The following is a 6,366-nucleotide window of genomic DNA, read 5'->3' on the forward strand; positions in this document are numbered from 1 at the left end:
GGAGGAGATGAATGCCTCTTAACGAAATGGTTTTAATTCAGCACCGATATCCTCCCCCAGGTCAACGGTGTAAAGCCACTCAATTCGATCTCCATCGTATAATGGGATCACACCTGCCCCTCTATTCGGGAAGATTCCGTTCACTCGATACATCCAGCCGCTTCCCGGTCCACGATCAAATTCGAATAAATTATTTATCCCTTCCACATAGGCGTTGGCACCTGTTCCACCACGGAAAGACATCGGAATGCCCTGATCACGGGTAACGGAGATCAATACATCCAGTACCGTATCCCCATCTTCTATTTCTACTGTAACCGGCCGAAGAACAGTCCCCATCTGACTGTCAGCCACAATAGAATAGGTTGCCGTTGAAACAGGAGTTTCCTCTTCGACCTTTTCAGGCTTAGGTGATGCAGCCGGTTGAGGCTTTTTATTCGGTGCCGGTGCCTTTGTTCCAGGCTCCTTCTCCATTCCGGAAGCTGTGTTTTTCTTTGATCCTGTATCCGTACTTTGCTTTTCTGTCGATATAGCTTTCTCTTTTGGTGATTGAACATCAGATCCCTTGGATATGTTTACAGGGTCCGGCTTACGATCCATCACTTCTCCTGAGGATTGCTCCTTTTTCTGATTGATGCTGTTTGCTGCATCTTCATCCTTCTTCTCTTTGACCGTTTCATTTCCTGCAGAGTCCTTCTTACTTTGTTTATCTTCTGAATCATTTGAATGCGCCGGCTCTTTCTTTCCCTCAGGCAGATGTTCAGAATCTGTTTCAACAGAGCTGCTACCTGCTTGTTCTGTATGACTATTATCACGCTCGCCAGAAAAGCCGTAAGTGACGCTGATAATACCAACCGTCAAGAAAAAAATAGTGAAAATGGACAATAAAAGTATTGTCGTCTTCTTCATCCTTCTCCCCCTATACAGGTAGATTATTTTTGTTCATGTACGCTCTTCTTTCTCAGACTCCAGAAATAGAAGAGAATTCCAACCATGAAAAGTGCAGCACCCGAAAGAGGGATGTACCACTGGTTCACACCAGTATCCGGAAGTTCCTTTCCTCCAGTAGTTTTGTTTTTATTTTTGTCATTGCCTTTTTTGTTGGTACCCTCTGGATTCTTTTGTGGTGCCCCGCCTTCATCCTGCCCGCCATTTTCCTTTTCGTCTGTTCCATTATCAGACTGGTCTTCATTTGGTACTGAATCACTACTAAAAACGGTATACGTACTAAAGTGTTCGGTTTCCAAACGGACAAATCCCTCTGAATATGTCCCGCCGACTTTTTCCCATGCTTTCGCAGCCGGGTTATAATAGTAGACAGCAGCGAGGTCCTGATCGATTTCCTCTTTTATCACTTTAAAGGATAGCTCTACCGGTTCATTGAATTCATCAACTTCCTTACCGTCCTGTTTTATTGAAAAGTCATACACATGGCTTAATGCATCCTTCACTTCTTCCATTCTCTGAATAGAAATCTCTACATTTTTATCCTTCGAAAACCCTTTCAACGGAATACCAGTCATAACATTTTCGGCTGCCAGATGAAGAGTAGCCTGCTTTTCAATTAATTGATTCATGAGCTCTTTTGAAAGGACAGCATTGATGGAATCAGAAGGCAGATGAATGAATATGGCTCCCTTTTCTTTCAATTTCCCGATATCCTCTACCTCAATCACTGTCTTGCCGCCTTCGATTTCTGGTGTAATGTCGATTTGATCAAGTTTTTCCTCAGCTTTCTTCTGATAGTTGAGGTTGAATTGCTGTGAAACGACCTTCTCATTTTGATCTTCAGCTCTTACAACCAGGTCATTGAGCCCTTCTTTTAACAGCAATACGTAGTCCCCATCTGAATTGGCTGTCACCGCTTCCTGATTTAATTCTACTGCCGGATCCAATGGATTCCCTTCACCATCCTTCGCGTCAACACGGATGGTGACCGTTTGAGTATCAAAGGTTTGGTTTTGGGATACCCCTTCAATCCTGAGGGTCGGATCAGGTAAGGTTGGTTCAGGAGTCACTGGCTTAGGAAATGAATAGAGCTTCCCTTCCCCCTTGACGAACTTTTGATAAGCCACGAGAGCCTGTAGTGCTTGCTCTGTTGCCATTCCATTCGAATTACCTGGATTGACATGCTTAAAGCCGCCATCCTCTGACTTGAAACTGAGGAGATGACTGATTAAGTGATTTCCTTCTTTCGTGAATGCCGCTGAGGTTGGATCAATTCCATTGGAAGTCAGACCGATGATCACCTGTGATGTTGCCTCACTTGAAGTTCCGCCCACGAAGGGATCACTGAATCCGCCACTACTCCCCTGCTCAGCAGATAGAAAGTCAACCGCTTTTGCTACGGCAGATTGAACGCCGGGTTGATTCGTATAAGGAGCAAGGGCAATAAGAGCCATTGCCGTAATGTCATAGCTTGGTGTGGTCATGAAAGAGCTCAGTGACCAGCTGCCATTATCTTTTTGTTGTGCCAGGAGTTCATTTACAAGTTTTTGACGTGTCCATTTTGCATCATCAGGAACCTGGAAGTGTTGAGAATCCAAGGCTATCAAAGCAAAGACCGGCCCGTTGTTTCCCTGCAGCGTCATCGTATCAGTGCCAGGTGACAAGTCAGCACTGTTGTAAATTTTCTCCACAAGATCCGTATTCTCAATCGCCATCGGATCAAGGCCAATAGCTGCGGCAGCTAATACATGACGTTCTACATCAGTAATCTTGGCATATCTCGACGGATTGATCACCTGGCTGTCTACTGTCAGCTTGAAATGGTCTGAATAGTAACTTTCGGGAATCGCATGACCTGCCCTTGCCAGACCGATTGCCTCCCATTCACTATTCACGCCGCCATCTAAAATATTTTTTGCTGCCTCGTCAATTGCACTATTTATTTCGGATAATGAAATGCCTGCTCTCTGTGCTCCCTCAGTTCCATTAGCCAATACTCCAGATGAAAATGGAGTCGTGACCATCAGTAAGATACTGACTACACTGATAAAAAATATTTGAAGTTTTCTCACTATAAATCCTCCCGTGTTCTCTTATCCCCAATAAGATGCAGATGTATTTTATCTATATAAAAAAGCCCTGTTCCTCCATAAAGAAGAACAAGGCTTTGACTTTCGAATATCACATACATATCCTATGTACAATTTTCTCACCCCGCTTCACCTTTTACCGGAAGGTTTCACAATCGTTACATACTGGCAGGTCTCCTGACTTTTGAGTCATTGCTTCCTTCTGCCTTCCCGAATGGTTACAATCAGTGGCTTTTGTTGAAGGTTGCTCATCAATTACAGTGGCCGGACCGCTCAGGATTTTCACCTGATTCCCTTTTAATTAGCTTCCGAAACGGATGCTAAACCAATATGTGCATACTATTTAATTAATAATCTACAACTATCTTATACGATATAATTATCTAATTCAATAAAATGTTAATTAGGGAAACAAGAGGAAATTCAAATTTAACAGGGGACACTAAAAAAGAGGCAGGGACAAAACGAATAAACCACGATATAAAGACGATCAATTTCAGCGTATGTTCTTAATACCGCTAATGATTTCCGTGCAAGACTTCGCTTTCCGCGGGTAGCCCGTGAGCCTCCTCGTCGCGTTCTGCTCCTGCGGGGTCTCACTTGTCTAGCTGCAGGGCTTAGAGGCACATGACATAAGCCAAACCGACCAAGAAGGCAAAGTGCGCCTTCCAGGACGATTCGTCTTATGCCACCCGCCTCTGAGCAAAGCCCTTCCGCTTTTCTAATAAGCTACTCTCCCCGCAGGAGTCTTCGTCTTGCACTCCAATCAACCGCTGAAAAGTGCTAAAACTTAAGTGTACATTGAACAAAATAATAACCCGAACTAATTTGCCTGTTAGAAGGCAGTTTAGTTCGGGTTTTACTTAGACTAAAACACTTTTGTCCCAGCCTCTTTTCTCATCAATCTCAGGAAACTATCAAATATAGATTTTGCCCGCCACTCAATTATTTTTGTACACCGTTAACTTCTTTTCTACTGAAGTTCGCTGTCTCTCCTGAGGAACTTTATCAAAGTAACCCATATGCAAGAAGCCGACAATCTTCTCACCAGGCTTAACGTCCAATAAGTCTCGTACCTTCGGATCATAGATATGCGGATTCGTTTTCCAAACAACGCCGAGCTTTTGTTCCCAAGCCAGCAGCTGTACGTTTTGGATAAGCGAGCTGACCGCCCCAAAATTCTCTTCCCATTGCTTTTGTCTCGGATCTTCTTCCATGACCACAATGAGGAATGCAGCAGGCTGATTAAAGTAATTCCTTCTGTTCTCCTGCATGTCTGGAGAAAATGTTTTCACTAGTTCTTCAACAAATGTTTCCTTCTCCTTGGTTGACACAAAGATAAAACGCCAAGGCTCTCTTAATCCGTGATTAGGTGCCCAGACCGCATCATTTAAGATTTCAACTATTGTTTCCTCGGTCACTTCTTTATCTGTATAACCGCTTTTAACCGATCGGCGTTCACGAATGATTTTTGCTAAACTTGATTTTGTATTTTCCATTTTATCTTCCCCTTCTATGATTTTCATTTAACTTGTTGAGGCGTTAGTTTTCCGAAAAGTTCCTGAGCTCGAGTTGTTTCTTGTTATTCTTGCACCAGACTATTCACTACATCATCAATGTTCTGTGTATTGGCAATAGCACCAGTGTACAACCAGCTACTGTGATCTTTATTAGATTCATGGACATCCCCTTCTTTCACAGCCGGTATGTTTGTCCATAGCGGGTCAGTTAGCACTTCTGCTCCTTGATCGTCTTCAGTTGTAATCAGAAAGAAATGGTCCGCTTTCGGATCGGCTATCTTCTCTGGTGAGCTAAATAGTATGTATTTCTATTGAAATATTTTAATATTAGCTCCTTCGCAGGGACAAGTAATGATATAACTCCTCTACAAATGATAACAATTATCATTATCATTTGTAAAGAAGTATGATGTGAACCACTTAACTCTGAATCATCACTTGTGCTGCTATAACTGGATAGAATGATCGAATATTTATTGCCCTCTAACCGGTGCTGGAAGGACCTGAACATATAAGATAAACGAATAATTAACACCTCTAATACACATTCCATCAGCCGGGTTTCCCGAACAAAACTGTGCTAAAATAAGCTTAGTACAATTTACAATTAATGAGGGATTTCATGTATAGAATAATGATTGTTGAAGACGAGGAAAAGATAAGAAGCATTGTCGCTGATTCTTTGAAGAAGTGGCAATATGATGTGGTGGATGTAACCCGATTCGATCAGGTGTTAAGTGAATTTGAGCAGAAAGAACCGCATCTTGTTCTTCTGGATATCAATCTGCCGGTTTTTGATGGTTACTATTGGTGCCAGCAAATACGCTCAATCTCCAAGGTCCCGATTATATTTCTTTCATCCAGGAATGAGAATATGGATATCATCATGGCCATCAATATGGGCGGGGATGATTTTATCCAAAAGCCATTTGACCTGGACATTCTTGTAGCTAAGATCAGTGCGCTTATCCGCCGGAAATATACGTATCAAGAAGACGAACAGATCAAGTTCATCCATCGGGGCCTTCATTTGAATGTGACCAATTCAACCATTGAATATAAAGGGCAAGTCGCAGAGTTAAGCCGGAATGAATTCATCCTTTTGCAGCTGATGATGCGGAATATCGGTAAAATCGTTTCCCGCGAGGACTTAATGCAGGCTCTTTGGAGTGATGAACAATTCATCGATGATAACACGCTGACCGTGAACGTTAATCGGATGCGGAGGAAAATGGCAGAACTTGGACTTGATGACTTCATTGCCACGAGAAAAGGAATGGGGTATTTAATCGAATGACCTTCCTGCGTTACCTTTCGTATGAAAAGCCTTATATTTATGTGTATCTTGCTGGTTTCCTGATCTCTGCCGCTGTTTTTTTCACTGATAGCAATGACGGTTGGGAATGGGGGACATTACTGTATGGCTTCTTGTTATCCTCCATTTTATTGATCGGATTTTTAATGTTTCGTTATCAGCAGCATTTACGTGTAATCAGACAAATGGATAGTGAGGATTATGAAAGCTTGTCACTCGAAGGAGAAGTCGCAAAGCAGTACATCGAGGATCAGAAAACGAGGCATATCCGTGAAATGAACCTGGTAGGGGAAAGGCAAAATGAACACTATGACTTTATCGTTTCCTGGTTCCATGAGATAAAAACACCGATTGCGGTACTTCGTTTGCTTCAGCAAACCGATATGGACGCAGCCAGTTTAGGTGAAGAAATCACGAAGATTGAAAATTACGTTGATCAAGCTCTCTATTATGCGAAGCTCGATAGCTTTAATCAGGATTATGAGATTCAGGT

5 protein-coding genes, 1 pseudogene and 1 riboswitch are annotated in these 6,366 nt (G+C 42.6%); of the genes and pseudogenes, 2 read left to right on the forward strand and 4 right to left on the reverse strand.

Annotation, left to right across the window (positions count from 1 at the left end; translation table 11 throughout):
* Positions 1-18: 18 nt before the first annotated feature.
* From HP456_RS02890 to HP456_RS02905, 4 genes are all read right to left on the reverse strand, one after another.
* On the reverse strand, positions 19-909 hold the full coding sequence (locus tag HP456_RS02890) for a DUF4430 domain-containing protein (RefSeq protein ID WP_172248519.1): 891 nt from the start codon (positions 907-909) through the stop codon (positions 19-21).
* A 23-nt stretch (positions 910-932) separates the two neighbouring features.
* Positions 933-3,020 carry a prenyltransferase/squalene oxidase repeat-containing protein gene (locus tag HP456_RS02895; protein WP_172248520.1) on the reverse strand — a complete coding sequence of 696 codons (2,088 nt, stop codon included), beginning with the start codon at positions 3,018-3,020 and terminating at the stop codon, positions 933-935.
* Between the two features lie 168 nt (positions 3,021-3,188).
* Positions 3,189-3,383, reverse strand: a riboswitch (cobalamin riboswitch).
* A gap of 596 nt (positions 3,384-3,979) precedes the next feature.
* Complete coding sequence (locus HP456_RS02900; RefSeq protein WP_172248521.1) at positions 3,980-4,537, reverse strand: nitroreductase family protein; 558 nt, start codon at positions 4,535-4,537, stop codon at positions 3,980-3,982.
* A gap of 83 nt (positions 4,538-4,620) precedes the next feature.
* Positions 4,621-4,773 carry a hypothetical protein gene (locus HP456_RS02905; RefSeq protein ID WP_172248522.1) on the reverse strand — a complete coding sequence of 51 codons (153 nt, stop codon included), beginning with the start codon at positions 4,771-4,773 and terminating at the stop codon, positions 4,621-4,623.
* Positions 4,774-5,180: 407 nt separating this feature from the next.
* Here HP456_RS02905 and HP456_RS02910 point away from each other — a divergent pair, with 407 nt between their 5' ends.
* Positions 5,181-5,855 (forward strand): response regulator transcription factor, encoded by a 675-nt coding sequence (locus HP456_RS02910; RefSeq protein WP_172248523.1) that lies wholly within the window; start codon positions 5,181-5,183, stop codon positions 5,853-5,855.
* Positions 5,852-6,366, forward strand: a pseudogene (locus tag HP456_RS02915) (HAMP domain-containing histidine kinase); the annotation flags it as partial. The gene HP456_RS02910 and the pseudogene HP456_RS02915, both read left to right, overlap by 4 nt.

The organism is Bacillus haikouensis (assembly GCF_013179555.1).
GTDB classification, from domain to species: domain Bacteria; phylum Bacillota; class Bacilli; order Bacillales; family Bacillaceae_B; genus Rossellomorea; species Rossellomorea haikouensis_A.

Bases quoted from the DNA above. Each gene is read 5' to 3' on its own strand.
- HP456_RS02890 (WP_172248519.1), bottom strand. From the start codon at position 909: ATGAAGAAGACGACAATACTTTTATTGTCCATTTTCACTATTTTTTTC.
- HP456_RS02910 (WP_172248523.1), top strand. From the start codon at position 5,181: ATGTATAGAATAATGATTGTTGAAGACGAGGAAAAGATAAGAAGCATT.
- HP456_RS02900 (WP_172248521.1), bottom strand. From the start codon at position 4,537: ATGGAAAATACAAAATCAAGTTTAGCAAAAATCATTCGTGAACGCCGA.